This is a genomic window from Luteibacter yeojuensis, from assembly GCF_011742875.1.
In the GTDB taxonomy this organism is placed as follows: Bacteria; Pseudomonadota; Gammaproteobacteria; order Xanthomonadales; family Rhodanobacteraceae; genus Luteibacter; species Luteibacter yeojuensis.
The window spans coordinates 2,173,502-2,199,825 of the sequence record NZ_JAAQTL010000001.1 but is presented as its reverse complement, the minus strand read 5'-3'; the positions used below and the strand labels follow the sequence as shown (position 1 = coordinate 2,199,825).

Sequence of the window (26,324 nt, the reverse complement as noted above, 5' to 3'; positions counted from 1 at the left end):
GCCCAAGACTTCGCGCTTAAGACAAGGTAGACATCGATGACCGATATCCAGGTACGCCGCACCAAGATCGTCGCCACCCTCGGCCCCGCCACCGACGCGCCGGGGATGCTCGAGAAGATCCTCGAGGAAGGCGTGGACGTCGTCCGCCTGAACCTGTCGCACGGGCAGCCGGACGACCACCGCGCACGCGCCGCCGCGGTGCGCGCCGCCGCCGATGCCGTGGGACGCGAGGTGGGTATCCTGGCCGACCTGCAGGGTCCGAAGATCCGCATCGAGAAATTCGCCGGCGGTCCGGTCGACCTCATGACCGGCGACAGCTTCGTGCTCGATTGCCGCCCCGACGCGCCTCCGGGCAACCAGAGCCGCGTGGGCGTCAGCTACTACGACCTGCCCAAGGACGTCGTGGCGGGCGACATCCTGCTGCTGGACGACGGCCTCGTGGCGCTGTCCGTGGTGGAGGTGGTCGGCAGCGAGATCCGCTGCCGCGTCGCCATCGGCGGCCGCCTTTCCGACCGCAAGGGCCTGAACCGTCAGGGCGGCGGCCTCAGCGTGGCCGCGCTCTCCGACAAGGACCGCAACGACATCAAGCTGGCCGCCGAGATGGGGGCCGACTTCCTCGCGGTGTCCTTCGTCCGCTCCGCGGACGATCTCCACGAGGCACGCCGCCTTCTTCGCGAGGCCGGCGGCGATGCCGCCATCGTCTCGAAGATCGAGCGCGCCGACGCGATCCCGGTCCTTGGCGAAATCATCGACGCTTCCGATGTCGTGATGGTCGCCCGCGGCGACCTGGGCGTGGAAATCGGCGATGCCGAGCTGCCGGGCCTGCAGAAGAAGATCATCCGCGAATCCGTGATGCGCAACCGCTCGGTGATCACGGCGACGCAGATGCTGCAGTCCATGGTTTCCGCGCCGATCCCGACGCGCGCCGAAGTGCTGGACGTCGCCAACGCGGTGATCGACGGCACCGACGCCGTGATGCTTTCGCAGGAGACCGCCGCGGGCGCGCATCCGGACAAGGCGGTGGCCGCGATGCGCCGCATTTGCCTCGGCGCCGAACGCCAGTTCGAGCCGCGCGACGAGCTTCGTCCCGGCACCCACTCGCTCGACCGCTCCGACCAGGCGATCGCCCTGGCGGCGATGCTGCTCGCGGCCCAGGTGGGCGTGCGCGCCATCGTCGCGCTGACCGAATCCGGCGCCACGGCGCAGTGGCTCTCCCGCTATCGCTTCGCGGTGCCGATCTACGCGATGTCGCCGTCGGCCGTGGCACGCCGCCGCATGCTGGTGCTGCGCGACGTGCAGCCGGTGGATTTCGAGCAGAACAACCTCGACCCGGCGCACACGGCCCGTGCCGCGCTCCAGCACCTGTTCGCGCTGGGCAAGCTGACCAAGGGCGACCGCGTGATCCTCACCCACGGCGACCATATCGGCCGGGGCGGCGGCACCAATACCCTGAAGCTGCTGGTGATCGGCGAGGACGGCATTGCCGACAGCCTGCGGGATCTGTAACGCCCCCCCGATGGACGCTGCGCCGTAGGAGCCGCTATAGCGGCGAGGAAACGCGCCTCGCCGCTTCACCGCTTCGTGGGCTTCTCGCCGCGAAAGGGGGCCTTGCCCTGCTGCTTCTCCGCTTTGTGGGCTTCTCGCCGCTATAGCGGCTCCCACAGTTGCGGCATGATTTCACACGCACGCTTTACTTGCTGGGGGTTAAACTCGATGCCCCGGCACAGCCACGAGGGCATCATGATCCGCAACAGCTTGTTTACAGGCGCTATCGCCGTCGCTGTGCTTTTCGCCGCAGGCACGGCGGAGGCACAGACCCTTCGCAAGGTTTCCCCGGACCGGCTCACGGGCTATTGGTTCCTCACCAATAAGAGCCTGGACGTGGACGTGCCCAACACGGGCAAAAACCTCAACCAGCCAGGGTGCGCGGCCGTGAGCTACATGATCGGTTCCGACGGCCGTACCCAGAACCCAAAAATCGAAAAGGTGGTGCCCGAAGGCGATCTCGGCCAGGTTGGCGTGAGCATCGTCAGGCAGCTGACCTACGTGAAGGGCTCGCAGAACGGGACGGCCCAGCCCGTGCAGACCTACTACGTCGCCGGCTTCAACCTGCCGGAAGATCCGGCGCGCAAGGCCGCCATCCTCGCCAAGTGCGAACTGCCGGGCTACCAGACCACTTGATCGCGCCGCACAACGGCTTCCGCGGAGTATTCCCCTATACTCCGCGGGTTTTTGCATTCGCGCCGCGTTGCCTCGCGGGGCATACCACTACTTCCACGGAGTTGTCATGAGCATCGAAAACCTCGAACAGATCGCGCAGGCGATGGTGGCCACCGGCAAGGGCATCATCGCCGTCGACGAATCGACCGGGACGATCAAGAAGCGCTTCGACGCGGCCGGCGTCGAGAATACCGAGGAAAACCGTCGCGCCTACCGCGAACTGCTGCTGACCACCCCGGGCCTCGGCGAGCACATCTCGGGCGCCATCCTGTTCGACGAGACGATCCGCCAGAAGACCAAGGACGGCGTGCCGCTGGTCGAGGCCATGAAGAAGGCCGGCATCATCCCCGGCGTGAAGGTCGACAAGGGCCCCGTGCCGCTTGCCGGTTTCCCGGGTGACGTGGTCACCGAAGGCCTCGACGGCCTGCGCGACCGCCTGAAGGAATACGCCCAGCTCGGCGCCCAGTTCTGCAAGTGGCGCGCGGTGATCAAGATCACCGAGGACAACCCGAGCTCCACGGCCATCGAGGCGAACATGCACGCGCTGGCTCGCTACGCCGCGCTCTGCCAGGAAGCCGGCCTCGTGCCGATGGTCGAGCCGGAAGTCCTCATGGACGACCCGGAGAGCAAGCACGACATCGACGTGAGCTACGAGGTGCACGAAGCCGTCCTGCGCAGCCTGTTCAACGCGCTGTACGAGCAGAACGTGATGCTCGAGGGCACCATCCTGAAGGTCAGCATGGTCATCCCGGGCAAGTACGCGCCGAAGGAAGCGCAGGTCACGCCGGAAGACGTCGCCGACGCCACCATTCGCGTGCTGAAGTCCTGCGTGCCGGCCACGCTGCCAGGCATCGTGTTCCTCTCCGGCGGTCAGAGCGACGAGCAGGCCACCGAGCACCTGAACCTGATCAACCAGATGGGCCCGCATCCCTGGCCGGTCAGCTTCTCCTACGGCCGCGCGCTGGTGGCCGAGGCGCTGAAGATCTGGTCGAAGGACCAGCAGAACAACGTGGCCGAGGCGCAGAAGGCCGTGTATGCCCGCGCGCAGGAAAACGGCGCTGCGGCGCTGGGACAGTGGAAGAAGCGCTGATCGCAGCTTTTGTAGGAGCCGCTATAGCGGCGAGGGGAATCCACCTCGCCGCCTCGTTGCTCCGTTGGCTTCTCGCCGCTATAGCGGCTCCCACAGTTTCTAGTGCTTAGAAGCGGTATTCCGCCGAGACCGAGGTCATGTTGGTCGACAGGTCCAGGCCGTTCTTCTTCGCGTCGTAGTGGTCGTAGTTGATGCCCAGGCTCCAGTTGTTGCTGAAGTCGTAACCGACGCCCGCGCCCGCGTACCAGCTGGTCTTGTCCAGGTCGTGGCGGTTGAGGTCGTTGTTGCTGGTGCCGTGGCCCTTCCACGCGTAGATGCCGGCGCGGCCGCTGATGTACCACTGCGGATCGATGTTGAAGTGACCGTTGACGCCGGCCGTCCAGCCGTGCAGCTCGGACTTGCGGCGGTCGACCACGCGGTCGCCGTTGAAGAAATTCTTGGCGTGGATGTTGCCGAGGTCGTTGTAGCCGGCCTCGACGCCGAGCGCCGCCCACGGGCTCACCGTCCAGCGATAACCGCCGTTGAGGGCATAACCGGTGTCATGGCCGTCGTACCGGCCCTTGTCGACCGAGGTGCGGCCCACGTTGCCGTTGATGAACCAACCGCCTGCGCCGTTGGCATCCTGCGCAAAGGCGGGAGCCGCGGCCATGCCGGCGGCAACCAGGGCGAGGGCGATAAGGGTCTTCTTCATGGTGGATCTCTCCTGCTTATTGTTTTTCGCGACGCGAACGGCCTTGGGGGAATGCCGTCCGCGCTGGCGCACGAGCGGGGGTGCCGTGCGTGAAGGGTTAGATTGGGTGGTAGCGGGAAGATTCAAATACCGTGCAGTTCAGTATTAAGAAACGATTAAGCCACGGCGGGGGTGGCGCCGTGGCCTCATCATTTGCTTAACAACTCAGAAGCGGTATTCGCCCGCCACCGACACGATGCCGGTGGAGCGCTTCAGGCCGCGCGAAACCTCGCCGGTCGCGTTGTTGCGGACCTTGCCGGCATCCGCATGGAAGTAGTCGTAGGAGACGCCGACGCCGAAATGCTCGTTGACGTCCCAACCGGTGCCAAGGCCGGCGTACCAGCTGCCGCGATCGGGGCGGCCGCCGCTGGAGAAGCCGAGGTCCTGGCCCACGCTGTTGTTGTAGTTCTGGTTGTTGTCGTTGGCGCGGAAGTACCCGCCGTGCGCGCTGATGTACCACTGCGGCACCAGGTTGATCTTGCCGTTGACGCCGACCATCCAGCCGCGCAGCGCATTGCGCGTCGACTTCTGGTTCACGTCCTGGCCCGATTCGAAAACGTTCTTGACCCGGAAATTGCCGAGGTCCGCATAGCCGGCCTCGAGGCCGAGGCCCAGGTCCGGACCGACCTTCCAGCGATAACCGCCGAGCAGGCCATAGCCGGTGCGACGGCCCTTTTCGCCGCGCAGGAAGTTGAAGCCGCCGGAGTTGCTGCCGAACCCGCCGGTGTCGCTTCCGTTGGTGCGGCCGACGTTGGCGCCGATGAACCAGTTGCCGCTACCCATGGCCTGGCTGGGCTGGTAGTTGCCGGTCACGGCCGGGTTGCTGTCCTGGGCGAAGGCCGGAATGGCCGAAAACGAGACGCAAGAGACTGCAAGGGCAAGCGCTGCCTTTTTCATGGAGATGTTCCTCTTCTTTTCGGGGCGGCCACCATCCGTTGGGGGAGGGGGAAAGGTCGGTGGCCGTGGTCGATTAGAGCCACCCCTACCTGAAGAGATTCAAAAAACGGGGTCAAAAGATTAAGCCGGGGTTAACTTCTCCGGCCACGGCAGGTACGTCCACGACAAGCGGGCGGGCAATGGGCGACAATCGCGTTTTTTCCGCCGCCTGCTTACTGGAGAACGCCGATGACGACACGCCGCGAACGCGCCAACGCGATCCGCGCCCTGGCCATGGATGGTGTGGAAGCCGCCAAATCCGGCCATCCTGGCATGCCGATGGGCATGGCCGATATCGCCGAAGTCCTCTGGGGCGACTTCCTGCACCACAACCCGTCGAACCCGCACTGGCCGAACCGCGATCGCTTCGTGCTCTCCAACGGTCACGGCTCGATGCTGCAGTACGCATTGCTCCACCTCACCGGATACGACCTCGGCATCGAGGACCTCAAGCACTTCCGCCAGCTGGGCTTCCGTACGGCGGGCCATCCGGAATACCACCACACCCCGGGCGTCGAGACGACCACCGGCCCGCTGGGCCAGGGCCTCGCCAACGCCGTGGGCTTCGCCCTCGCGGAGAAGGTGCTCGCGGCGCGCTTCAACCGCCCCGGCCACGACATCGTCGACCATCACACCTATGTGTTCGTCGGCGATGGTTGCCTGATGGAAGGCATCTCGCACGAAGTGGCGTCGCTCGCCGGCACCCTGAAGCTCGGCAAGCTCGTCGCGGTCTACGACGACAACGGCATCTCGATCGACGGCGAAGTGCATGACTGGTTCACCGACGACACGCCTGCGCGCTTCCGCGCATACGGGTGGAATGTCGTCATGGGCGACGACGGCAAGCCGGTCGACGGTCACGACGCCGACGCCATCAAGAAGGCGATCACGGCCGCGACCTCGCAGAACGAGAAGCCCTCGCTGGTGATCTGCAAGACCGTGATCGGTTTCGGCGCACCGAACAAGGAGGGCAAGGAGTCCTCGCACGGCGCGGCGCTCGGCCCCGACGAAGTGAAGGCCGCACGCGAAAAGCTCGGTTGGAAGTACCCGCCGTTCGAAATCCCGCAGGAGATGTACGCCTCGTGGGACGCGAAGGATGCCGGTGCCAAGGCGGAGAAGGCCTGGAACGACGCCTTCGATGCCTACGCGAAGGCGCATCCGGAGCTCGCCGCCGAGCTGAAGCGCCGCCTCTCCGGCGAGCTGCCGGCGAACTGGAAGGAGGGTGCCGATGCCTTCATCCGGAAGATGCAGGCCGAGGGTCCCGTCGTGGCGTCGCGTAAGGCCTCGCAGATGGCCCTCGACGCGTTCGGTCCGCTGCTGCCGGAGCTGATCGGCGGCTCCGCCGACCTTGCACCGTCGAACCTCACCATCTGGAAGGGTTCAAAGAACGTCAACACTGCCGGTGGGGAAGGCAACTACATCCATTACGGCGTGCGCGAGTTCGGCATGAGCGCGATCTCCAATGGCATCGCGCTGCACGGCGGCTTCGTGCCATATGACGCCACCTTCCTCGTGTTCTCGGACTACGCCCGCAACGGCGTGCGCATGTCGGCGCTGATCCCCGCTCACGTCATCCACGTGTATACGCACGATTCGATCGGCCTCGGCGAAGATGGCCCGACCCACCAGCCGGTGGAACACCTGGGCTCGCTGCGTCTCATTCCGAACAATCGCGTATGGCGTCCGGCGGATGCCGTCGAGTCGGCGGTATCGTGGAAGAAGGCCATCGAGCGCGCCGGCAACCCGTCGTGCCTGGTCTTTTCGCGCCAGAACCTGAAGCACAATCCGCGCACCGAACAGCAGGTGGCCGACATCGAGAAGGGCGGTTACGTTCTTTTCGAACCCGCCGAGAAGTTCAAGGCGATCATCATCGCCACGGGCTCGGAAGTCGGGATGGCCGTCGAAGCGGCCCAGGCCCTTGGCGACCAGGGCGTTCCCGTCCGCGTCGTCTCCATGCCCTGCACGGAAGAGTTCGACGCGCAGCCGGTCGAATACCGCGAGGGCGTGCTGCCGTCGTGGTGCCGCGCGCGCGTGGCGGTGGAGGCGGCCAGCGTGGATTACTGGGCGAAGTACGTCGGCCTCGACGGCAAGGTCGTGGGCATGACCACCTTCGGCGCGTCGGCGCCGATCGACAAGCTCTATGAGCACTTCGGCATTACCACCACGGCGGTGGTGGATGCGGTGAAGGGTGTGATCAAGTAAGTGTTGCAATAGGCCCCCGCAAGGGGGCCTATTCGCATCAGAGCCTCACTTGCAGGAGGTTGAAGTGGAGTCTCCTTTTTTCTCCCAGGCACTCACCTGGATTGCCATGGCAACGGCGGCCGGTCCTTGGACGGGGCGGCAAATCGTACAAACTGGCTGACCAAACGTATCCCTGCACGTGTCCGGGTGCAATCACTAGTGCCTGCCCTGCTTCGGTAACGGCAAATAGGCGGCCTGGGCCGTTGCTTGCCGTCCACCAGACGGGACGCCCTGCCGCGTCGTAGAGCACAAAATTCCCATCATGCTGCATGATGGCGATTACGGCGCCCAATCCCGCGGTGTTTGTCGACCAGATTGCGTGTCCATCATTTCGGTATACAACGAAGTTGCCGTCATGTTGCATGGTCGCAAGATAGCGACCGCTATCCGAATACGTGACCTGGCCTGTATGAAGACTTTGTCCGGGGTCTAGCCGCGCTTGAACACCGCTGCACCACGCAAGGGCGGCTACAACAAGAGGCGTAATCTTGATAGCGCGAGTTGGTTTCATTATTGAATCCTCCTTTGGTAGTTCATCCCCGTGAGTTAGTGGATGAGTGGCTACGATAGGGAGGTGGATCATTAAGCGATAACGTCGTTCATAGACAGCAAATGTCGTCGTCATCCGAAGCGGCCAGTCATCGTTTGACGGTGTCGCAGTCGCTGCGGGAGCATATTGTAACTATGTGCCTTCGGCCTCCTGCCGCATCCACAGATCTGGCGGTGACTGCTGCCATCGACGTCTCTATCGGATTCCGCCATGCGCCGTGATGGGGTATGGGGTGCTGCCGATCCCTAGCGGCGGCTTTCGCGAATATGCCGTGGTATCGCCGGCTATCTTGATTCTGCCGGAGGGATTCAGCACTAGCAGGGCCGAGTCCAGTCTCCGATGTGCTGTTGCGATGGTATGCGGTATGGGAAACGTTAGCGGATCGTCGGCATTCGGGTGGGCGCTGGGACGGGTTTTCCGGTATGCATCCTTAGATTGATAAGCACGTGGAGGTGCCCACGAAAGTGGCGCTGAACTGTCAGTGATAATGGTGTCCGCTGAGTGGGCTCTGCCAGCCGCAATCCAAGAAGCAGTGATGACGAGGAAAGCCAGTACAGGAAAGCTTTGGCGCACGATGTTGCTCCAGGAAGGGATGGTGATGCGCGTTGGTAAAATAAATTATGCCGCCCTGTCATGATGCCATCCTCACCCGGCGCGTCATGTAAGAAAACCTCCGGTTGATGTGATGCGTCGTTATTGGCCGATGTATGCATCGCCCATGGACTACAGGACGGCCGCCGGCTTCAGAGGGTCTTCTTGCTAGAATGTCGGCTCCAAGGATCTTTCAGTCAAGATGACAACCGCGCGTTCCAGCTATCTCCCGCATGTAGACGCCCTTCGTGCTGTAGCCGTTCTGGCTGTCGTTATTTACCACCTCGATAGTCGTTTACTGCCCGGTGGTTTTGCGGGCGTGGACGTCTTCTTCGTCATATCCGGCTTCGTCGTCAGCAGGTCGGCCGATGCCCATGACGGCGCCTCACTCAGAAAATTCGCAATAGATTTCTTCGCAAGGCGCGTCCGTCGTATCGTTCCGGCACTTGTGGTCTGTTTGCTTGTCACTGCCTTGGCCACGATGCTGTGGATTCCCCCGTCGTGGTTGAGCGACAACATACCGCGCACGGGAAGATACGCGTTCTTCGGAGCGAGCAATCTCGTCCTTTCGACCCAGGCAGACAGTTATTTTTCGCCGCTGGCCGAATTCAATCCATTCACCCATACCTGGTCGCTGGGCGTGGAGGAGCAGTTTTATCTTCTCTTTCCTGGCCTGTTCTACTTATGGACGCGAGGCGGGCTGTGGCGGCATGGATGTGCGGCAATCTTCCTGGTCCTAGGGGCGGCTTCATTTGTCTACGCCGTCTACATGCATGCAGACGGCGACGCGGGTGCCTATTACCTGCTTTCGACGAGGTACTGGGAACTCGCGGTGGGCGTGCTGCTGTACATGGCGCAAACCTCTCTCGCCAGCCGGCGTCTTGCGGGGGCGCTGGGAAGCGCGATGATTAGGGGGGGAGTGGCCCTTGGCGGACTGAGCCTTCTCGCTTATGCGTTTCTGTTCCTGAAGCCGGAGACCTTACCGGGATATGGTGCCGTGCTGCCGGTCATCGCTGCCATGGCTTTCCTTGTCGCCATGCCGCGTTCGGGATCGATAACCGTCGGCCGGCGTGCTCCGGTGTACATGACGTCGTTCCTGCAAATTGGCCGGCTTTCGTACTCCCTGTACCTGTGGCACTGGCCGGTAATCGTACTGTTTAAATGGACCGTGGGGCTTTCCGGTCCATGGTTCGGCGGCGCCGCGCTGGCGTTGACCGGTGTATTGGCTTGGGCATCGTGGCGCTTCGTTGAGCAACCGTTCCGCTCGCCGCTCATGCCGTCGGTCATGAAGGCGAAGGCAATCGTCGCCGCGGTAGCTGCGGTATGTTTGGGGTCGTTCGCAGCTCGCACCATGGAACGCCATCAGCCGCACTTTACCTTCAGTAGCGTTGCTCAGTCACCCGAGGATTGGTATCCATCGCGTGGGCAGAAGCTCGTCGACGACCGTGGATGTCGGGTCGTCCCTTCTCAAGAGGCATTGTCGTCCGGACGACGAATTACGTATCGCAGGTCGGGCTGCGAGACACCCGTCTCAGCACCGCGCCTCTTTGCGATTGGTGATTCGCACGCGCTCTCATATGGGCCTGCTTTTGCGGCATACGCGCTCGAAACCGGCGGCGAGGTGACCGTCTACAACAATGGCGGTTGTCCGTTCCTGAGCCTGCAGCCTTGGCGGGAGGACAACGCGCTGTGCCGGGAGAATTCATCTGTCGCGATGAATGATCTCTTGCCGAGGCTGGAGCCGAGCGACGTCGTATTCCTTCCTTCGCTTCGTCTGCCGAGATTTGTCGATCAATGGATCGTCTTCCCACGAGAGGAGGTGGAATCGCTGAATCGGGGTACGGAGGCGTCGCTCCAAGCGGCGGTGAGGAGCGCAGCCGGGATAATCGGGCAACTGAGAGGCACCGGGGCGAAGGTCGTCCTGCAGGCTCCGGGCCCGGTTCTAAAAGCCCCTGCCTTTCGTTGTGTCGACTGGTGGTCAAAATCCAACGAGATCTGTGCCGGAGGGGCTGAAATAGATCGTGCCGAATTCCTCTCTCAGCGCTCTCCGATGCTCCATGCGTTGGAGGAACTCGCGCGAGGTGACGATGGGGTCACCGTGTTCGATGCGGGAAAGATCTTGTGCCCGGAAGGCCCCGTATGCAGTGCATTCGCGAATGGACGGCCGCTATTCTTCGATGGTGACCATATCAGCGCGTACGGGAACAGCGTGCTTCTGCCATCGCTCATGAACGCAATCAGGCAAGCGGTCGTTACCGATTGATCCGCCATCGGACGCCGCCTTGGATGCCCTGTGCAAAAAGACCGGTGGGCTCTCCCAGTAAAGACTTTCCGATGTCGGCCGTCGTGTCGTGCCCGGTGCCGGAGATTCTTCCCGTAGCGCTCAGTGCTAAGGCCGCCTTCATGAGCCATTGCGCCGCCGGGCCCGCCCCGGCCTTCCGGTTGGTTGCCGCTTGTAAGTCGACATTTGGTCGAAGGTCCGAACTGTTCGCGCGATACGCGGCCATGGGCTGGAGGGCGAGTGGCGACATCCACGACGATTGTGCCTGGACAGGGGCAAGTGTGCCCGATGTGCAGACCGCGGCGGTGGCCGGCAAGGCTGGGCCTAAATACGGGATGTTCTTCGCGAAGCGCTCCCGCCGATCTGTCGGAACGAAAGCCGGATCGCCATTCCGCCATGGGTCGCGCGGCGGTTTGTCGACGTTGATGACATTCAGGCATTGAGGATCGAACGGGCCCGTGTCTGTTCGCGGCCGGCCGGGATTGTCGTTTCGCCATAGACGCGTCAAGTCCGGGCGGGAAGCGGCGTGAGCGCAGGTGCAGGACACGCAGCTGGTGACGGCAACGAGTACGACGTGGTATAGGCGCATGCGGGTCTTTCCGGATCGAGCGCAATCGCGCACATCGCATGACGGTACGACACGCTGTCTTACTGGAACATCGGCTTATACCAACGCGCACCGTACGCCGAAGCCTTTGTCGAACACACCCTAGCCCGCGATGACCTCGCCCGCGAGCAGGACGACTTCGGCGGGCGTCTCGACCACTTTCCACGCACCGGCCGTCTCAAGCTCTTCCCGGTCGCCGAAGCCCCAGAGCACGCCGACGCCGCGCACGCCGTTGGCGACCGCACCCTCCATATCGAAGAGGCGATCGCCAACCATGATCGTATCGCCGGCGGGTTGTGCGAAGTCGGCGAGTGCCGCAGCGATCATTTCCGCCTTTTCGCTGTGGGCCGTCGCCGGCGGCGGAGCATAGAGGCGCTCGAACAGGTGGCCGAAGGGCAGGTGGGCGAGGATCGGCTCGGCGTGCGTGCGCGTCTTGCTGGTCACCACCGCGAGGCGATGTCCCGCCTCGACGAGGGCGGCGACCATCTCGCCGACGCCGTCGTACACGGTATGCTCGGACCAGCCGACCTCGCGGAAGCGTTGCGAATAGGCCTCGACGGCCGCTTCCACGCGCTCGCTGTCACCGTCCAGCACCGCACCGAAGCTTATCCGGAGCGGCGGTCCGATCCAGGAGCGCAGGACGGTGTCGTCCGGGGCGTCCGCGCCCACGCTCGCCAGCGAATGGCGAACGCCGGCGAGTATGCCGAGTTCCGAATCGATGAGGGTGCCGTCGAGGTCGAACAGGACGAGCATTACTTCGCTTCCGCCCGGGCCTTGAGTGCGGCCACGGCCGGCAGCTCCTTGCCTTCGAGGAATTCCAGGAAGGCTCCGCCGCCGGTGGAGATATACGACACGCCATCTTCGATGCCGTATTTGTCGACGGCTGCAAGGGTGTCGCCGCCCCCGGCGATCGAGAAGGCCTTGGAAGCCGCGATGGCGCGGGCCAGCGTTTCCGTGCCCTTGCCGAAGGCGTCGAATTCGAAGACGCCCACCGGGCCGTTCCAGACCACCGTGCCCGCCTTGGCGATCAGTTCGGCGTAGCGTTTCGCCGTCTCGGGTCCGATGTCGAGGATCATCTCGTTGTCGGCCACTTCGCCGACGGCCTTCACCGTGGCCTTGGCACTGGCCGAGAATTCCGTGGCGACCACGACGTCGGTCGGCACCGGCACGTCGGCGCCGCGCGCCTTCGCATCGGCCATGATCTTCTTCGCGGTATCGAGCAGGTCGGCTTCGACCAGCGACTTGCCCACCTTGTGGCCGGCGGCGAGGATGAACGTGTTGGCGATGCCGCCGCCCACGATCAGCTGGTCGACGCGGTCGACGAGGTTTTGCAGCAGTTCGAGCTTAGTGGACACCTTGGAGCCGGCGACGATGGCCAGCAGCGGGTGGCTCGGGTTCTCCAGCGCCTTGCCCAGCGCATCCAGCTCCTTCGCCAGCAGGGGGCCTGCGGCGGCCACGGGCGCGAAGCGGATGACCCCGTGGGTCGATGCCTGGGCACGATGGGCCGTGCCGAAAGCGTCCATGACGAAGACATCGCAGAGCGCGGCGTACTTCTTCGACAGTCCTTCGTCGTCCTTGCCCTCGCCGACGTTCATGCGGCAATTCTCCAGCACCACGACTTCGCCGTCGGCGACATCCACGCCGTCGAGGTAGTCGCGCACCAGGCGCACGTCCTTGCCGAGTTTCCCGCCGAGCCAGTCGGCGACGGGCTTCAGCGAAGAGGCCTCGTCGAACTCGCCCTCCTTCGGCCGGCCCAGGTGCGAGATGACCATGACCTTCGCGCCGGCGTCGCGGGCGGCGACGATGGTCGGCAGCGAGGCGTCGAGGCGCTGGGTGGAGGTGATCTTCCCGTTCTCCACCGGAACGTTCAGGTCCTCGCGGATCAGCACGCGTTTGCCGCGCAGGTCGAGGTCTTGCATGCGGATGACGGACACGTTGGGCTCCAGCTTTCGGGACGGAAGACCGCTATTGTCCTTGGCGGGGACGGACCGGCGCAAATCGGGGCGGCACCGGTGCCGCTAGAATGCCTGCGACTCCGAAGGAAGGCCCGACATGTCCCTCGTCCTTTACACCTACTGGCGCTCCAGCGCTGCCTACCGCGTGCGCATCGTGCTCAACCTCAAGGGGCTGGTCTACGAGGCCCGCCTGGTACACCTCGTGAACGAGGGCGGACAGCACCTGAAGGCCGATTACCGCGCGCTGTCACCGCAGGCACAGTTGCCCACGCTCGTCGACGACGGGCGCATCGTGCGCCAGTCGATGGCGATCATGGAGTACCTCGAGGAGACCCGTCCCGAGCCGGCGCTGATGCCGGCCGACCCCGCAGGCAGGGCGAAGGTGCGCGAACTCATGCAGGCGGTCGCCACCGATATCCATCCGGTAGGCAACCTGCGGGTGCTGAAGGCGATCGAGGCCGACTTCGGCGCCGACCAGGCCGTGAAGGAAGCCTGGTCGAGGCGCTGGATCGCGCTCGGCTTCGACGGCCTGGAAAAGCTGCTGGCCGACGGCACGGCTGGCCGGTTCAGCTATGGGGACACGCCGAGCCTGGCCGACGCCTGCCTCGTGCCGCAGTACTACAACGCCGTGCGCTGGGGTGTGGACCTCGCGCCGTATCCGACGATCCGGCGGGTGGTCGAGGCTTGCCAGGCGCTGGATGCCTTCCGCAGGGCCGCGCCCGAGGCCCAGCCAGACGCTCCGAATCCCCTGTAGGAGCCGCTATAGCGGCGAGAAGCCAACGAGGCGATGAAGCGGCGAGGCACGTTTCCCTCGCCGCTGTAGCGGCTCCTACAGGTAGATGTCGGCGGAAGGTCAGACCCCGATACCGTACGGGTCGCTCGAGGCGAACTCGTTTCCGGAGGCCCCTTCCGACAGGCGGATCTTCAGCGCCAGGCCGTCCCGCGAGTCGGCCTTGTTGAGGCATTCCTCGAGCGTGATCAGGCCCTCCTTGTAGAGGCGGTACAGGGACTGGTCGAAGGTCTGCATGCCTTCCTGCAGGCTGCGGTCCATGGCGTCCTTCACCTCGTGGATCTGGCCGCGGCGGATCATGTCGCGGATCAGCGGGGTGTTGAGCAGGACCTCGGTGGCCGGCATGCGGCGGCCGTCCTTGCCGATGACCAGGCGCTGGCTGATCACCGCGCGCAGGTTCAGGGCGAGGTTCATCAGCACGTTCTTGTGTGCCGATTCCGGGAAGAAGTTGAGGATGCGCTCCAGCGTCTGGTCGGCGTTGTTCGAATGCAGCGTCGCGAGGCAGAGGTGGCCCGTCTCCGAGAACGAGATGGCGGCCTCCATCGTGTCGGTGTCGCGGATCTCGCCGATCATGATGACGTCCGGCGCCTCGCGCATCGCGTTCTTCAGCGCCTCGTGGTAGCTGTGGGTGTCGAGGCCCACCTCGCGCTGGTTCACGATGGACCGCTTGTGCCGGTGCAGGTACTCGATCGGGTCCTCGATGGTGAGGATGTGCCCGGAACTGTTGCTGTTGCGGTGGTCGAGCATGGCCGCCAGGGTGGTGGACTTGCCCGAGCCGGTGGCGCCCACGACGAGGATCAGGCCGCGCGGCTCCATGATCAGGTCGCGGAAGATCGCGGGCAGGCGGAGTTCCTCGAGGGAGGGGATCTCGCTCTTGATGGCACGGATGACCATGCCGATCTCGCCGCGCTGCTTGAACACGTTGATGCGGAACCGTCCGGCTTCCTTCACGGCCAGGGCCATGTTGAGCTCGAGATCGCGCTCGAACTGGGGGACCTGCCCCTCGTCCATCAGGGAATAGGCGATTTTCTTGACCATGCCGCTGGGCAGGCCGGTGTTACCGAGCGGGTAAAGCTTGCCCTCCACCTTGATGTTCACAGGGGCACCGGTCGTCAGGAACATGTCCGACGCGCCCTTGTCCACCATCAGCTTCAGGAAATAACCAATATCCACCTAAACCCCCGGGCGTTCGCATTACAATCGAGAAGACGGTCTCACTGACCTGTATATCGACAATATCTCGCAAATCTGTACGAGGAACGAGTGATGGTGCACATCTTGCCGTCGAACGCCCTTTCGAGGGGCCGCCGGCTCATCGGCCTGGCCTCCCTGGCCCTGGCTATCGCCACCCTCGCTGGCTGCGCCAGCGTGCCCCCGCCGGACGGCGCCATGAACCAGGCGCTCGCGCAACTCCAGGCCGCGCGCGACGCCGGCGCCGCAGATTATGCGCCGGTGGACCTGGATTACGCACAAAGCAAATTCCGCCAGGCCCAGGCCGCCATGGCCAGCCGCAAGTACGAGGACGCCGCCCTGCTCGCCGACGAATCCCGCGCGGACAGCGAGCTGGCCCGCGCCAAGGCGCGCCTGGGCGCGGTCCGTGCGCAAAACGCGGCCAAGAGCAAGGAAAACGCCAGCATGCGCGTGGAGATGATCGATAACCACGCGAACGACACCGTGCCGATTCCGAACAACGTGCAGGAATCCGAGACGGTCCTGCCGGAACCCATCGACAACACGCCTCCGCCCGCCGGTGGCGAAACCCAGCCGCTGAACGACCAGGGAGGCCAGTGATGAAGCGCTCCACCATCCTTCTCTCGGCCCTCGTTCTTGCCGTTTCCGCGGGTACGGCCGTCGCCGCCACCGAGGACCTCGATGTGCGCCGCCTGACATCCAGCCTGGATCAGCTTTCCTCCGATCCGGCCCTGGGTGGCTATGCCCAGGCCGAACAAGCCCGTGCCCGCGAGGCGATCGGCCAGATGGCGCAGTTCAAGCCCAAGGACAAGGAGCATGGCCACTACCTGTACATCGCCGAACGCCGGGTGGACATCGCCAAGGCCATGGCCCAGTACCAGGACGCCCAGGCGAAGAGCGCGCAACTGGATCGCGAGCACGACGCCATCCTGCTGGAGGCCAGCCGCCTCGACGCCGAGATGGCCCGGCGCCAGCTCGAGCAGCAGCGCATGCAGAACCAGATGATCCAGGAAGAGGCGGCGCGCCTGCAGCAGCAGGGCGTGGAATATTCCCAGGCCCTGGAGCAGGCCAAGGCCGAGGGCGAGAAGGCCCGGCAGGTCGCGGCCGCCCAGGCCCGCGTGGCCAACGCCGCCAAGAAGCAGGCCGCCCTGGCCGAGGCTGCCGCCCGCGCCCTGCGCGATATGAACTCCTCGGACGGCGGCGCCCCCGCCTCGACGCCGGCCACGCCGGCTCCGAAGAAGACGAAGAAGAACGGGCACTGAAGCCCGCCTTTGTAGGAGCCGCTATAGCGGCGAGGGGAACTCGCCTCGCCGCTTCCTCGCTTCGTGGGCTTCTCGCCGCTATAGCGGCTCCTACAGTTCATAGCTCGGCAGCTGCTGCGTAAGCCGTTGCCCACGCAACTATTTTTTAGCATTTTTTGAGAAGTATCGCTCTTGCGGCCCCCCCGAGAGGGGAGTAGCTTCGACCTCCCGTCACGGAAAAAACACGTGGCGGTCCTGCCGGAGCATGCGTACGTTCACCCAGGCACATAGCATCGCCAGTCCCCTTTCCGCCGATGCGCGGATGGTGCCCGCATGGCTCCCCTCACGACCGGTCCGCACCGCAGACCGATCCCACCGCGAGGAGATCGATATGTTCGAAAACCAGCAGCACGACGACGTCGAGCAGTTCATCCACGCCGATGCCGAGACTCGCCGTCTCTATTTCCGCCACAAGGAACTCGATTCCAAGCTCGAAGACGCCGGCCGCGGATGTCTGGCGCTTGGCGACGAGGCCTTGAGCAAGATGAAGCGGGAAAAGCTGCAGGCCAAGGTACAGCTCCAGCGAATGTGGGACCGTTGGCAACAGTCGCGACACTGACGCCCCAACGGGCCGATCCTACGGAAACGGGCGCCGCGAGGCGCCCGTTCTCGTTTCCGGAACCGAAACGCCCCGCGCACGGTCCATACACCGTTTTGGCTCGGCCGAGAAGCCGGGCATCGGTTCAGTACCGCACCCTTTATCATGTGCTCCCAACGGGCGCGCCGACGGGGCCGCGCCGACCCACCATGGAGTTCCAATGAGTGTTCACGACAGCATCCTCGAACTGATCGGCCGTACCCCGATGGTGCGCGCCCAGCACCTGGATGCGGGCTGTTGCGAACTGTTCCTGAAGCTGGAAAGCGCCAATCCGGGCGGCTCGGTGAAGGATCGCATCGGCCGTTCGATGATCGAGGGCGCCGAGCGCGCCGGAAAGATCAAGCCAGGCGACACGCTGGTGGAGGGCACCGCCGGCAATACCGGCCTGGGGCTTGCCCTGGTCGCGCAGCAAAAGGGCTACCGGCTGGTCCTGGTCGTGCCCGACAAGATGAGCCGCGAGAAAATCTTCAACCTGAAGGCCATGGGCGCCGAAGTCGTGCTCACCCGCTCGGACGTCGCCAAGGGGCACCCCGAGTACTACCAGGACATGGCCGAGCGCATCGCCCGGGAAACGCCCGGGGCGTACTTCATCAACCAGTTCGGCAACCCGGACAACCCGCTTGCCCATGTGCAAACCACCGGGCCCGAGATCCTCGAACAGCTGGACGGCAAGGTCGACGCCATCGTCGTCGGCTGCGGCTCGTCCGGGACGATGAGCGGCCTCACCGCCTACCTTCGCGAGCACTCGCCCCATACCGAAATCGTCCTTGCCGACCCGGTGGGCTCCATCCTCGCGCAGTACATCAACGAGGGCACGCTGTCGGAGAAGTCAGGCAGCTGGATGGTGGAAGGCATCGGCGAGGACTTCCTCCCTTCGATCAGCGATTTTTCGATGGTGAAGAAGGCCTACGCCATCAGCGACAAGGAAAGCTTCCTCGCCGCGCGTGAGCTCCTGGCGAAGGAGGGCGTGCTGGGCGGTTCATCCACGGGTACGCTGCTTTCCGCTGCGCTGAAATACTGCCGCGAACAGACCACGCCCAAGCGTGTGGTGACCCTGGTCTGCGATACGGGCAACAAATACCTGTCGAAGATGTACAACGATTACTGGATGCTCGATAACGGCTTCCTGGAGCGTGAGACCTTCGGCGACCTGCGCGATCTCATCCTGCGCCCGTACGCCCAGCGCGATACCGTCGTGGTGAAGCCGCAGGACATGCTTATCACCGCCTACAACCGCATGAAGCTGTACGACGTGTCGCAGCTGCCGGTCATGGAGGGCGACCGCATCGTCGGCATCCTCGACGAATCCGATGTGCTGCTCCATGTGCACGCCGACAGCGCGAAGTTCCGCGATCCGGTGTCCACCGCCATGATCGCCTCGCCGGAAATGCTCCAGGTGACTTCGCCCATCGAGGCGTTGTTGCCGGTGTTCGAAAAGGGTCATGTCGCGATCGTGGTCGACGGGGAGCAATTCCTCGGGCTGATCACGCGGATCGATTTGCTCAATTATCTGCGTCGCAAGGTCAACTAAGGAACAGGGGAAGCGTCATGTGTGGAATCGTCGCCGCTGTCGCGCAGCGTGATATCGCGCCCATCCTCATCGCGGGGCTCAAGGCCTTGGAATACCGCGGGTACGACTCCGCGGGCATGGCCATTGCGGACGGCGGCGAGATCCGCCGCGTGCGCGCCAAGGGCAAGGTCCGCGAAATGGAGGCGTTGTACGACGCCGACCCGGTGCCGGGCGGCACGGGTATCGCGCATACCCGCTGGGCGACGCATGGCGTTCCCAGCGAGTTGAACGCCCACCCGCATGTGCAGGGCCGCATCGCCATCGTGCACAACGGCATCATCGAGAATTACGCCTCGCTGCGGGATGCGCTGAAGGCCAAGGGCCGCACCTTCCAGTCCGAGACGGATACGGAAGTGATGGGTGCCGTGATCGACGAGCATGTGAAGGCCGGAAAGCCCTTGCGTGAGGCCGTCACCGCCGCCGTGCGCGAACTGGAGGGGGCCTATGCCATCGCGGTGATGAGCCTGGACGAGCCGGAACGCATCGTCGGTGCCCGTCGTGGCTGCCCGCTGCTGGTCGGCATCGGCATCGGTGAGCATTTCCTGGGATCGGACGCGCAGGCGCTGATCAAGGTCACCAACCGCATGATGTACCTGGAGGAGGACGACGTCGTCGAGATCACCCGCGACAGCGTCGCCGTCTTCGGGCTGGACGGCAAGCCGGTGGACCGCACCGCGCACGAAAGCGAGATCAGCGCGGATTCGGTGGAGCGGGGCGAGTACCGCCACTACATGCAGAAGGAAATCTTCGAACAGCCGCGCGCCGTCGCCGATACGCTCGAGGGTCGCATCGGACCGCACGGCGTCCTGCCGAACATCTTCGGCATCGACGCCGATCCCATCCTGGACAAGACGCGCGGCATCCACATCGTCGCCTGCGGTACCAGCTACCACGCCGGCATGGTGGCGAAATACTGGATCGAGGAACTGGCGCGCATCCCGGTCGTGGTCGAAGTGGCCAGCGAATACCGCTACCGCGACGTCGTGGTGCCGGAGAACACGCTGTTCGTGGCGGTGTCGCAGTCCGGCGAAACCGCCGACACGCTGGCCGCCATGCGCGAATCGCGCCGCCGCGGCTACCTGGCCACGTTCGCGATCTGCAACGTGCCGGAATCCTCGGTGGTGCGCGAATCCGACCTGCGCCTGATGACCCGCGCGGGTCCGGAGATCGGCGTCGCCTCGACCAAGGCATTCACCACGCAGCTCGCGGCTTTCGCACTGCTGGCGCTGGACCTCGGCCGTCGCCGCGGGCTGGACAACGCGCGCTATCTCGAGCATTGCAAGGAACTGCAGTCGCTGCCGCGTTATATCGAGAACGCGCTGCAGAGCGAACCGGCCATCGTGAAGATCGCCGACCACTTCATCAACAAGCAGCACGCGCTGTTCCTCGGCCGCGGTGCGCAGTTCCCGGTGGCGCTGGAAGGCTCCCTGAAGCTCAAGGAGATCTCCTACATCCATGCCGAAGCCTATCCGGCCGGCGAACTGAAGCACGGCCCGCTGGCCCTGGTGGACGAGAACATGCCCATCGTGGCCGTGGCGCCGAACGGACCGCTGCTGGACAAGCTGAAGTCGAACCTGCAGGAAGTGCGGGCGCGTGGCGGCGAGCTGATCGTGTTCGCGGACGAACGGGCGGAGATGGATGCGGACACGGCGCATATCGCCACCGTGCGCGTGGATGGCGGCGGCGACCTGATCGCGCCGGCCGTGTTTACCGTGCCGATGCAGTTGCTGGCGTATCACGTCGCCGTGCAGCGTGGGACGGACGTGGATCAGCCGCGCAATCTGGCGAAGTCGGTCACCGTCGAGTGAGCGACGAGCCGTTCGTTCATGCCCTGGCCGATGTGCAGGCGCTGCACATCGGACCGCGTACGCGGGTGTGGCAGTTCGTGGTGATCCTTCCGGGTGCCGTCATCGGTGCCGACTGCAATATCTGTTCGCACTGCTTCGTCGAGAACGACGTGGTGGTGGGCGACCGGGTGACGGTGAAGAGTGGGGTGCAGCTCTGGGATGGGGTGCGGCTGGAGGATGATGTGTTCGTCGGGCCGAACGTCACGTTCACCAACGATCCGTTTCCGCGGTCGCGGGCCTACCCGGTGGCGTTTCCGCAGACGGTAGTTCGGTCAGGGGCGTCGATAGGGGGTGGGGCGACGATCCTGCCTGGTGTCGAGATTGGTGCCAGGGCGATGGTGGGTGCGGGGGCGGTGGTAACGAAGAACGTGCCGGAGCGCGCGATCGTTGTCGGTAATCCCGCGAGCGTCATCGGGTATGTCGATCCCTAGGGTCTCGTGGGTCCGCGGATACCGAGATAGAAGAGGCGCTTCATTTCCCTCCGGCCGCGCGTGACGGCATCCATGATGAGGCCGCAAACGATGGAGATTGCCGCGACCAGCGCGAACCCTGTAGAGAGAATTGCGGTGGGAAGCCGAGGCACTTCGTGGGTTGCCAGATAAGTCATCAGCAGTGGAACGGCGATGGCCACACCGACCACGAGCGACAAGGCGCCTACGATGCCGAAGAAGTGCAGGGGACGTTCCGCCACGAACAGGCGAAGGATCATCCGGAGTATCCGCAAACCATCCTTATAGGTGGACAGCTTGCTTTCCGATCCTTCGGGGCGCGCGGAGTAAGGTGTGTCCATTTCGCTCCACGGCATGCGCAGTTCGAGCGCGTGGACGGTCAACTCGGTTTCCGTTTCGAAACCGGCCGAGAGGGCGGGAAACGACTTTACGTAGCGGCGGGTGAACACGCGGTAGCCGGACAGCATGTCGGTGAACGCGCCGCCGAAAATCATGGCCACGCAGCCGGTCAGCATGCGGTTGCCCAGGCGATGGCCGCTGCGGTAGGCCCCCGCCAGGTTGTCGTCCTTACGTACGCCGACCAGCATGTCCGATCCGTCGTGCAGTAGCCGCTCGATCATCGCCGGGGCGCTGGCTGCGTCGTAGGTGGCATCGCCATCGACGAGGACGTAAACCTCGGCATCGACATCGGCGAACATCCGACGGACCACGTTGCCTTTGCCGCGAAGGCCGACGGTCCTGACGATGGCACCGGCCTCCCTCGCGATCTCGGCGGTCCTGTCCGTGGAGGCGTTGTCGAAGACGTGGATGCGGGCTTCCGGCAGCGCGGCGCGGAAATCCCTGACGACCTCCGCGATGGCCAGTTCCTCGTTGAAACAGGGAATCAGTACGGCAACGTCCTGACCGTGGGACGGAGTGGTTGTCTGCATGAGGCGTTCGTCCCCTGGTGGATCGGCGTGTCTGCTGCGATTGTATAATCTTGCGAACCAGCGCCGGCGCACGGGCTGCGACCGAGAGGAGACGGCCTTGATGTATTGGAAGGAAGCCTGGGCGGCCCGCCTGGCGTGGATGCTGCCGCTTGGCGTGTTCCTTGGTCTCGTTCTCGTCCATTCGGACCTGCCTGGGGTCTATATGGACGCCGTTAATCCGGACTTCCTCGCGGCCCAGTGGCTGCATCGCGGGCACAACCCCGGTGCGGGGATCCCGTCAAAGATCTTTCCCATCCTGGGCAGCTTCTACCACGGGCTACAGAACGCCTACCTGGGCCTGCCTTTCTTCGCCGTGACGGGGTTCAGTGTCACCTCGCTGCGTCTCGAGCAGGCGGTATTCGGCCTGATCCTGCTGGCGGCGCTTTACCAGCTCACACGCCGCCTCACCGGGGCGCATGGACTAGCGCTGGCGACCGGCATAGGCCTTGCGACGGAACTCGCCTTCACGGCGTCGTTCCGCACCCAGTTCTACATCGTGCTCGGCGGCGCCGCATGGCTCGTCGTTTCGATGCTGCTCGCGCTTCCGGCCGAGGGCGGATCGTGGATCGTCCGGCGTCGGGTGTTCTGGTCCGGCGTGTTTTTTGGCCTCGCCAGTTATGGTTATTTCGTGCTGGCCTTCTTCGCGCCGGCGATGGCCATCCTGGTGGCCTGCTGGATACCCCGCCGCGATTGGGGGCGCTGGGTGGCCGGCGCCGTTGTCGGCGTTTCACCCTTCCTGCTCGGGTTCCTCTCGCTGCTGGCGAAGAAGCATGGTGTCGAGCCGACGCTCGAGTTCGTGCGCGGGATGCTGGGGCAGCTCAAGCCCTTCGATGCCAGCGGCGCTTCCGGAAACAACCTTCAATATGCGTGGGCCTTGCTCGGATTGGCTACGAGCGATGCCGCGAACGAGGCAATGATCTTCGGGCAAGGGTTGCCCGGCGCCTGGGGCGCGATGAAGGCCTGGTGGCTGGTTGCCGCCGTCGCGGGTCTCGTTGCGATCGGCATCGTCCTTGTGTGCAGGCGTCAGCCACAGGCGACGATGATGATCCTTCCGGGGCTGATGCCAATCTCCTTCGTTGCCGTGGCGTCCTTGTTCGGTCATCGACTCTGGGCGCACCACTTCAGTGTCCTCTTGCCTTTCGTCTACCTGCTACCGGCCCTCCTGGCGGCGAAACTCGCCGAGCTGGCGCGTCTTCCCGCCCGTCCCGTCCCTATGGCGGTTGTCGTGGCGCTTGCACTGGCAGTGATCGGTGGAAACCTTGTCCAGCAGGCCCGCTTCCACGAGTGGCTGGCAAAGACCGGAGGTCGCGGCCGCAGCAGCGACGCCCTCACGACGCTGGCGCTCGAAGCACGCGGCGTGCCGGCGAATGTCGCCTACCTGTTTCCCGAATGGGGGTTCTTCACCTCATTCGCCTTCCTCACCGGGAACCGCGTACGCTACAGCGTCGATATCGAGCCGGCGACGATCGCGAAGCTGGAGAAGGACGGTATCACCGAGTTTCGCCTTGTCTATTGGAATGCGGCCGATGAAGGTCGCTACCGTCAGGCATTGCAGGCGAATGGCATTCAGTCGCTGGAAGCCCGTACGTTTCCTTCTCGGGAGGGACAGCCGGTATTCCACTGGTTGCGGGGCGGGCTTGGAGGTCACCCATGAAGTGTTTCAAGGCTTACGATATCCGTGGCCGCGTGCCGGACGAGTTGAACGAGGATATCGCGTACCGCCTGGGTCGGGCATTTGCGCGCACGGTGGGCGAGGGCGCCGTCGTCGTCGGATACGACATCCGGCGCGACAGTCCGGCGTTGGCGGGAGCCGTCGTGCGTGGTCTCAATGACGAGGGCCGCGATGTCGTCGATATCGGCCTATGTGGTACGGAGGAGGTCTATTTCCAGACCTTCCACCGCCGGGTCGCTGGCGGAATCATGGTGACGGCGAGTCACAATCCGATCGACTACAACGGCATGAAGCTCGTGCGCGAGGGCTCGCGCCCGATCAGCGGCGACACCGGCCTGCGCGACATCGAACGCATGGTGGAAGAGGATGCCTTCGGCGAACCCGCCGGTGCACGCGGCGGAGTGGTTGGCGACCACGACAAGAGTGCCTACATCCATCATCTCCTCGGTTACATCGACCTGGGTGTGATCCGGCCGCTCAAGGTGGTGGTAAACGCCGGGAACGGAGGAGCCGGCCAGATCGTCGACTTGCTTCAGGCCCATCTTCCGCTGGATTTCGTGCGCGTGAATCACGAGCCGGATGGCAGCTTTCCCAACGGCATTCCCAATCCCCTGCTGCCCGGGAACCGTGCGGCTACGGCCGACGCGGTGCGTGCTCACGGGGCGGACTTCGGCGTCGCCTGGGACGGCGATTTTGATCGCTGCTTCCTCTTCGACGCGAGCGGCGAGTTCATCGAGGGCTATTACATCGTCGGCTTGCTCGCCGCGCAGTTGCTGGAGAAGCATCCGGGCGCCAGGATCATCCACGACCCGCGGCTCACCTGGAACACCATCGACATGGTTCGCCAGGCGGGTGGGGTGCCTGTCGAGAGCAAGACCGGGCATGCCTTTATCAAGGAGCGGATGCGTGCCGAGGACGCCATCTATGGCGGGGAGATGAGTGCGCATCATTACTTCCGCGAATTTGCCTATTGCGACTCGGGAATGATCCCGTGGCTGTTGATAGCCGAGCGGCTGTCCGTGACGGGAACGAGCCTTGCCGACATGTTGGCCGAGCGCATGGCGGCGTATCCCTGCAGTGGCGAGATCAATTTCGTGGTGGAGGATGCGAAGGCGGCGGTAGCGCGTGTTCTGGCGTATTACGAAAAGGAGTCGCCTTCTCTCGAGTACGTCGACGGTGTCAGTGCTGACTTCGGTTCCTGGCGCTTCAACTTAAGGTCGTCCAACACCGAACCGCTCCTGCGCCTCAATGTCGAAACCAGGGATGATGCCGTGCTGCTTGCCTGGCGGACCGAAGAGCTGTCGCGGTTGATCAGCTGATCTTTCCCGCTCGGCCGTAGACATCGTCGAAGCGGACAATATCGTCTTCGCCGAGATAGCTGCCGGACTGCACCTCGATCAATTCCACGGGTACCTTGCCGGGATTGCGCAGGCGGTGCCGGCTACCGAGCGGCAAGTAAGTGCTTTGGTTCTCCGCCAGGAGGAACACCTTGTCGTCGCACGTGACCTCGGCCACGCCCTTGACCACGATCCAGTGCTCGGCCCGGTGGTGATGCATCTGCAGGCTGAGCGCCGCGCCAGGTTTGACGACAATGCGCTTTACCTGGAACCTGTCTCCCGATTCCAGCGAATCGTAGCTGCCCCACGGCCTGCGGACGACGCGGTGGAGGTCGTGTTCGGTGCGGCCGGCAGCCTTCAGGTGCTCGACGATCTTCTTGACGTCCTGCGAAGCATCCCGCCGTGCGACCAGGGTGGCGTCAGGCGTCGTTACGACCACGACGTCTTCCAGGCCGATGGTGGCGACGAGATGACGATCATGCGACCGGATTAGCGAATTGCGGGTATCGAGGGCGATGACATCGCCTTCCAGATGGTTTCCGTTTGCATCCTTTTCAGCAGCCAGCCAGAGGGCGTCCCATGAACCGATATCGCTCCATTCACAGCTGACGGGAACCACGGCGGCACGCGAGGTCTTTTCCATGACGGCATAGTCGATGGAATCGCTTGGCGCGGCGGCGAAGGCATCGCCTTCGAGCCTTATGAAGTCGAGATCCGTATTCGCCCGCGCAAACGCCGCCTCCGCAGCGGACAGCATGGCCGGCGCGTACTGCCCAAGTTCCTCAAGGTAACGGGACGCACGAAAGAGGAACATGCCGGAATTCCAGTCGTACTCGCCGCTGGCCACGTACCGTGCTGCAATCTCCGGGTTTGGCTTTTCGACGAACTGGCTGACCTGGAACGTGTCGCCCCCGAGATTGGCGCCGCGGCGGATATAGCCAAATCCCGTTTCGGCACGGTCGGGGCGAATGCCGAAGGTGACAAGCCAGCCCTGTTCCGCCAGGGGGCGGGCCCGGGCGACCGCGTCGGTGAATGCCTGGTCGTCGCCGATCAGATGATCCGCGGGCAGCACCAGGATCAACGCGTCCTTGTCTCTGCGCAAAGCCTCCAGCGCACCCGCGGCGATCGCCGGTGCCGTATTCCGGGCAACCGGCTCGAGCAGGATGCTTGCGCGGGTGATACCGAGTTCCTGAAGTTGCTCCGCGGCAAGGAAGCGCTGGTCATCGCTGGCCACGACGATCGGGTCGGTCACGTCGGCCAATGTCGCCGCGCGTCGCACGGTCTGCTGGAAAAGCGTCTCCTTGCCTGCGAGGGACAGGAACTGCTTTGGCAGGTTGCGGCGCGAGATCGGCCAAAGCCGAGTGCCGCTTCCGCCGCTGAGTATGAGGGGAATCAGCATG

20 protein-coding genes and 1 pseudogene are annotated in these 26,324 nt (G+C 64.2%); 14 read left to right on the top strand and 7 right to left on the bottom strand.

The window, feature by feature from the left end; genetic code table 11:
- Positions 1-36: 36 nt before the first annotated feature.
- From pyk to HBF32_RS10020, 3 genes are all read left to right on the top strand, one after another.
- The gene (gene pyk / locus HBF32_RS10030; protein WP_166699490.1) at positions 37-1,506 is read left to right on the top strand and encodes a pyruvate kinase; all 1,470 of its coding nucleotides are present in this window, start codon (positions 37-39) and stop codon (positions 1,504-1,506) included.
- A gap of 234 nt (positions 1,507-1,740) precedes the next feature.
- Positions 1,741-2,181, top strand: a complete 441-nt coding sequence (locus tag HBF32_RS10025) for an energy transducer TonB (RefSeq protein ID WP_166699489.1) — start codon at positions 1,741-1,743, stop codon at positions 2,179-2,181.
- A gap of 106 nt (positions 2,182-2,287) precedes the next feature.
- Positions 2,288-3,310: a class I fructose-bisphosphate aldolase gene (locus tag HBF32_RS10020; RefSeq protein WP_166699488.1), complete on the top strand. Its 1,023-nt coding sequence runs from the start codon at positions 2,288-2,290 to the stop codon at positions 3,308-3,310.
- 106 nt (positions 3,311-3,416) lie between these two features.
- Here the strand turns inward: HBF32_RS10020 and HBF32_RS10015 are convergent, their stop codons facing one another.
- Together HBF32_RS10015 and HBF32_RS10010 are read right to left on the bottom strand one after the other, a co-directional pair.
- Positions 3,417-4,001 (bottom strand): porin family protein, encoded by a 585-nt coding sequence (locus HBF32_RS10015; RefSeq protein WP_166699487.1) that lies wholly within the window; start codon positions 3,999-4,001, stop codon positions 3,417-3,419.
- Positions 4,002-4,205: 204 nt separating this feature from the next.
- Complete coding sequence (locus HBF32_RS10010) at positions 4,206-4,937, bottom strand: outer membrane protein (RefSeq protein WP_166699486.1); 732 nt, start codon at positions 4,935-4,937, stop codon at positions 4,206-4,208.
- A 228-nt stretch (positions 4,938-5,165) separates the two neighbouring features.
- Between HBF32_RS10010 and tkt the strand changes: the two genes are divergently transcribed.
- The gene (gene tkt, locus HBF32_RS10005) at positions 5,166-7,178 is read left to right on the top strand and encodes a transketolase (protein ID WP_166699485.1); all 2,013 of its coding nucleotides are present in this window, start codon (positions 5,166-5,168) and stop codon (positions 7,176-7,178) included.
- A 1,382-nt stretch (positions 7,179-8,560) separates the two neighbouring features.
- On the top strand, positions 8,561-10,621 hold the full coding sequence (locus HBF32_RS10000) for an acyltransferase family protein (protein WP_166699484.1): 2,061 nt from the start codon (positions 8,561-8,563) through the stop codon (positions 10,619-10,621).
- A 727-nt stretch (positions 10,622-11,348) separates the two neighbouring features.
- On the opposite strand, the gene HBF32_RS09995 is transcribed toward HBF32_RS10000, so the two are convergent.
- Positions 11,349-11,999, bottom strand: coding sequence for an HAD hydrolase-like protein (locus HBF32_RS09995; protein ID WP_166699483.1), 651 nt, complete (start codon positions 11,997-11,999; stop codon positions 11,349-11,351).
- Positions 11,999-13,180, bottom strand: a complete 1,182-nt coding sequence (locus tag HBF32_RS09990; protein ID WP_166699482.1) for a phosphoglycerate kinase — start codon at positions 13,178-13,180, stop codon at positions 11,999-12,001. Before HBF32_RS09990 ends, HBF32_RS09995 begins: the two co-directional genes overlap by 1 nt.
- 118 nt (positions 13,181-13,298) lie before the next feature.
- Here HBF32_RS09990 and maiA point away from each other — a divergent pair, with 118 nt between their 5' ends.
- Positions 13,299-13,955, top strand: coding sequence for a maleylacetoacetate isomerase (maiA, locus tag HBF32_RS09985; RefSeq protein WP_166699481.1), 657 nt, complete (start codon positions 13,299-13,301; stop codon positions 13,953-13,955).
- Positions 13,956-14,054: 99 nt separating this feature from the next.
- Here the strand turns inward: maiA and HBF32_RS09980 are convergent, their stop codons facing one another.
- Positions 14,055-15,164: a PilT/PilU family type 4a pilus ATPase gene (locus HBF32_RS09980; protein WP_166699480.1), complete on the bottom strand. Its 1,110-nt coding sequence runs from the start codon at positions 15,162-15,164 to the stop codon at positions 14,055-14,057.
- Between the two features lie 93 nt (positions 15,165-15,257).
- On the opposite strand from HBF32_RS09980, the gene HBF32_RS09975 reads away from it, so the two are divergent.
- The 6 genes and pseudogenes from HBF32_RS09975 to HBF32_RS19485 all read left to right on the top strand — a co-directional run.
- The gene (locus HBF32_RS09975; RefSeq protein WP_166699479.1) at positions 15,258-15,782 is read left to right on the top strand and encodes a DUF4398 domain-containing protein; all 525 of its coding nucleotides are present in this window, start codon (positions 15,258-15,260) and stop codon (positions 15,780-15,782) included.
- Positions 15,782-16,444 carry a DUF4398 domain-containing protein gene (locus HBF32_RS09970; protein ID WP_166699478.1) on the top strand — a complete coding sequence of 221 codons (663 nt, stop codon included), beginning with the start codon at positions 15,782-15,784 and terminating at the stop codon, positions 16,442-16,444. The genes HBF32_RS09975 and HBF32_RS09970 overlap by 1 nt, the downstream gene beginning before the upstream one ends.
- 244 nt (positions 16,445-16,688) lie before the next feature.
- Positions 16,689-17,042 carry an HP1242/YdcH family protein gene (locus HBF32_RS19325; protein WP_240147814.1) on the top strand — a complete coding sequence of 118 codons (354 nt, stop codon included), beginning with the start codon at positions 16,689-16,691 and terminating at the stop codon, positions 17,040-17,042.
- A 199-nt stretch (positions 17,043-17,241) separates the two neighbouring features.
- Positions 17,242-18,612, top strand: coding sequence for a pyridoxal-phosphate dependent enzyme (locus tag HBF32_RS09960; RefSeq protein WP_166699477.1), 1,371 nt, complete (start codon positions 17,242-17,244; stop codon positions 18,610-18,612).
- A gap of 17 nt (positions 18,613-18,629) precedes the next feature.
- Entirely contained in the window at positions 18,630-20,459 is a 1,830-nt protein-coding gene (gene glmS / locus HBF32_RS09955; RefSeq protein ID WP_166699476.1) for a glutamine--fructose-6-phosphate transaminase (isomerizing), read from the top strand.
- Positions 20,456-20,920 (top strand): annotated as a pseudogene (locus HBF32_RS19485) (acyltransferase); the annotation flags it as partial. The gene glmS and the pseudogene HBF32_RS19485, both read left to right, overlap by 4 nt.
- A 5-nt stretch (positions 20,921-20,925) precedes the next feature.
- Here HBF32_RS19485 and HBF32_RS09945 read toward each other — a convergent pair.
- On the bottom strand, positions 20,926-21,876 hold the full coding sequence (locus HBF32_RS09945; RefSeq protein WP_166699474.1) for a glycosyltransferase family 2 protein: 951 nt from the start codon (positions 21,874-21,876) through the stop codon (positions 20,926-20,928).
- On the opposite strand from HBF32_RS09945, the gene HBF32_RS09940 reads away from it, so the two are divergent.
- Together HBF32_RS09940 and HBF32_RS09935 are read left to right on the top strand one after the other, a co-directional pair.
- Positions 21,863-23,569, top strand: a complete 1,707-nt coding sequence (locus HBF32_RS09940) for a glycosyltransferase family 39 protein (RefSeq protein WP_205287730.1) — start codon at positions 21,863-21,865, stop codon at positions 23,567-23,569. The genes HBF32_RS09945 and HBF32_RS09940 overlap by 14 nt on opposite strands.
- A complete protein-coding gene (locus HBF32_RS09935) occupies positions 23,566-24,906 on the top strand; it encodes a phosphohexomutase domain-containing protein (RefSeq protein WP_166699472.1) in 1,341 nt (446 codons plus the stop codon). The genes HBF32_RS09940 and HBF32_RS09935 overlap by 4 nt, the downstream gene beginning before the upstream one ends.
- Here the strand turns inward: HBF32_RS09935 and HBF32_RS09930 are convergent.
- Complete coding sequence (locus HBF32_RS09930; RefSeq protein WP_166699471.1) at positions 24,899-26,323, bottom strand: mannose-1-phosphate guanylyltransferase/mannose-6-phosphate isomerase; 1,425 nt, start codon at positions 26,321-26,323, stop codon at positions 24,899-24,901. The genes HBF32_RS09935 and HBF32_RS09930 overlap by 8 nt on opposite strands.
- Position 26,324 lies beyond the last annotated feature (1 nt).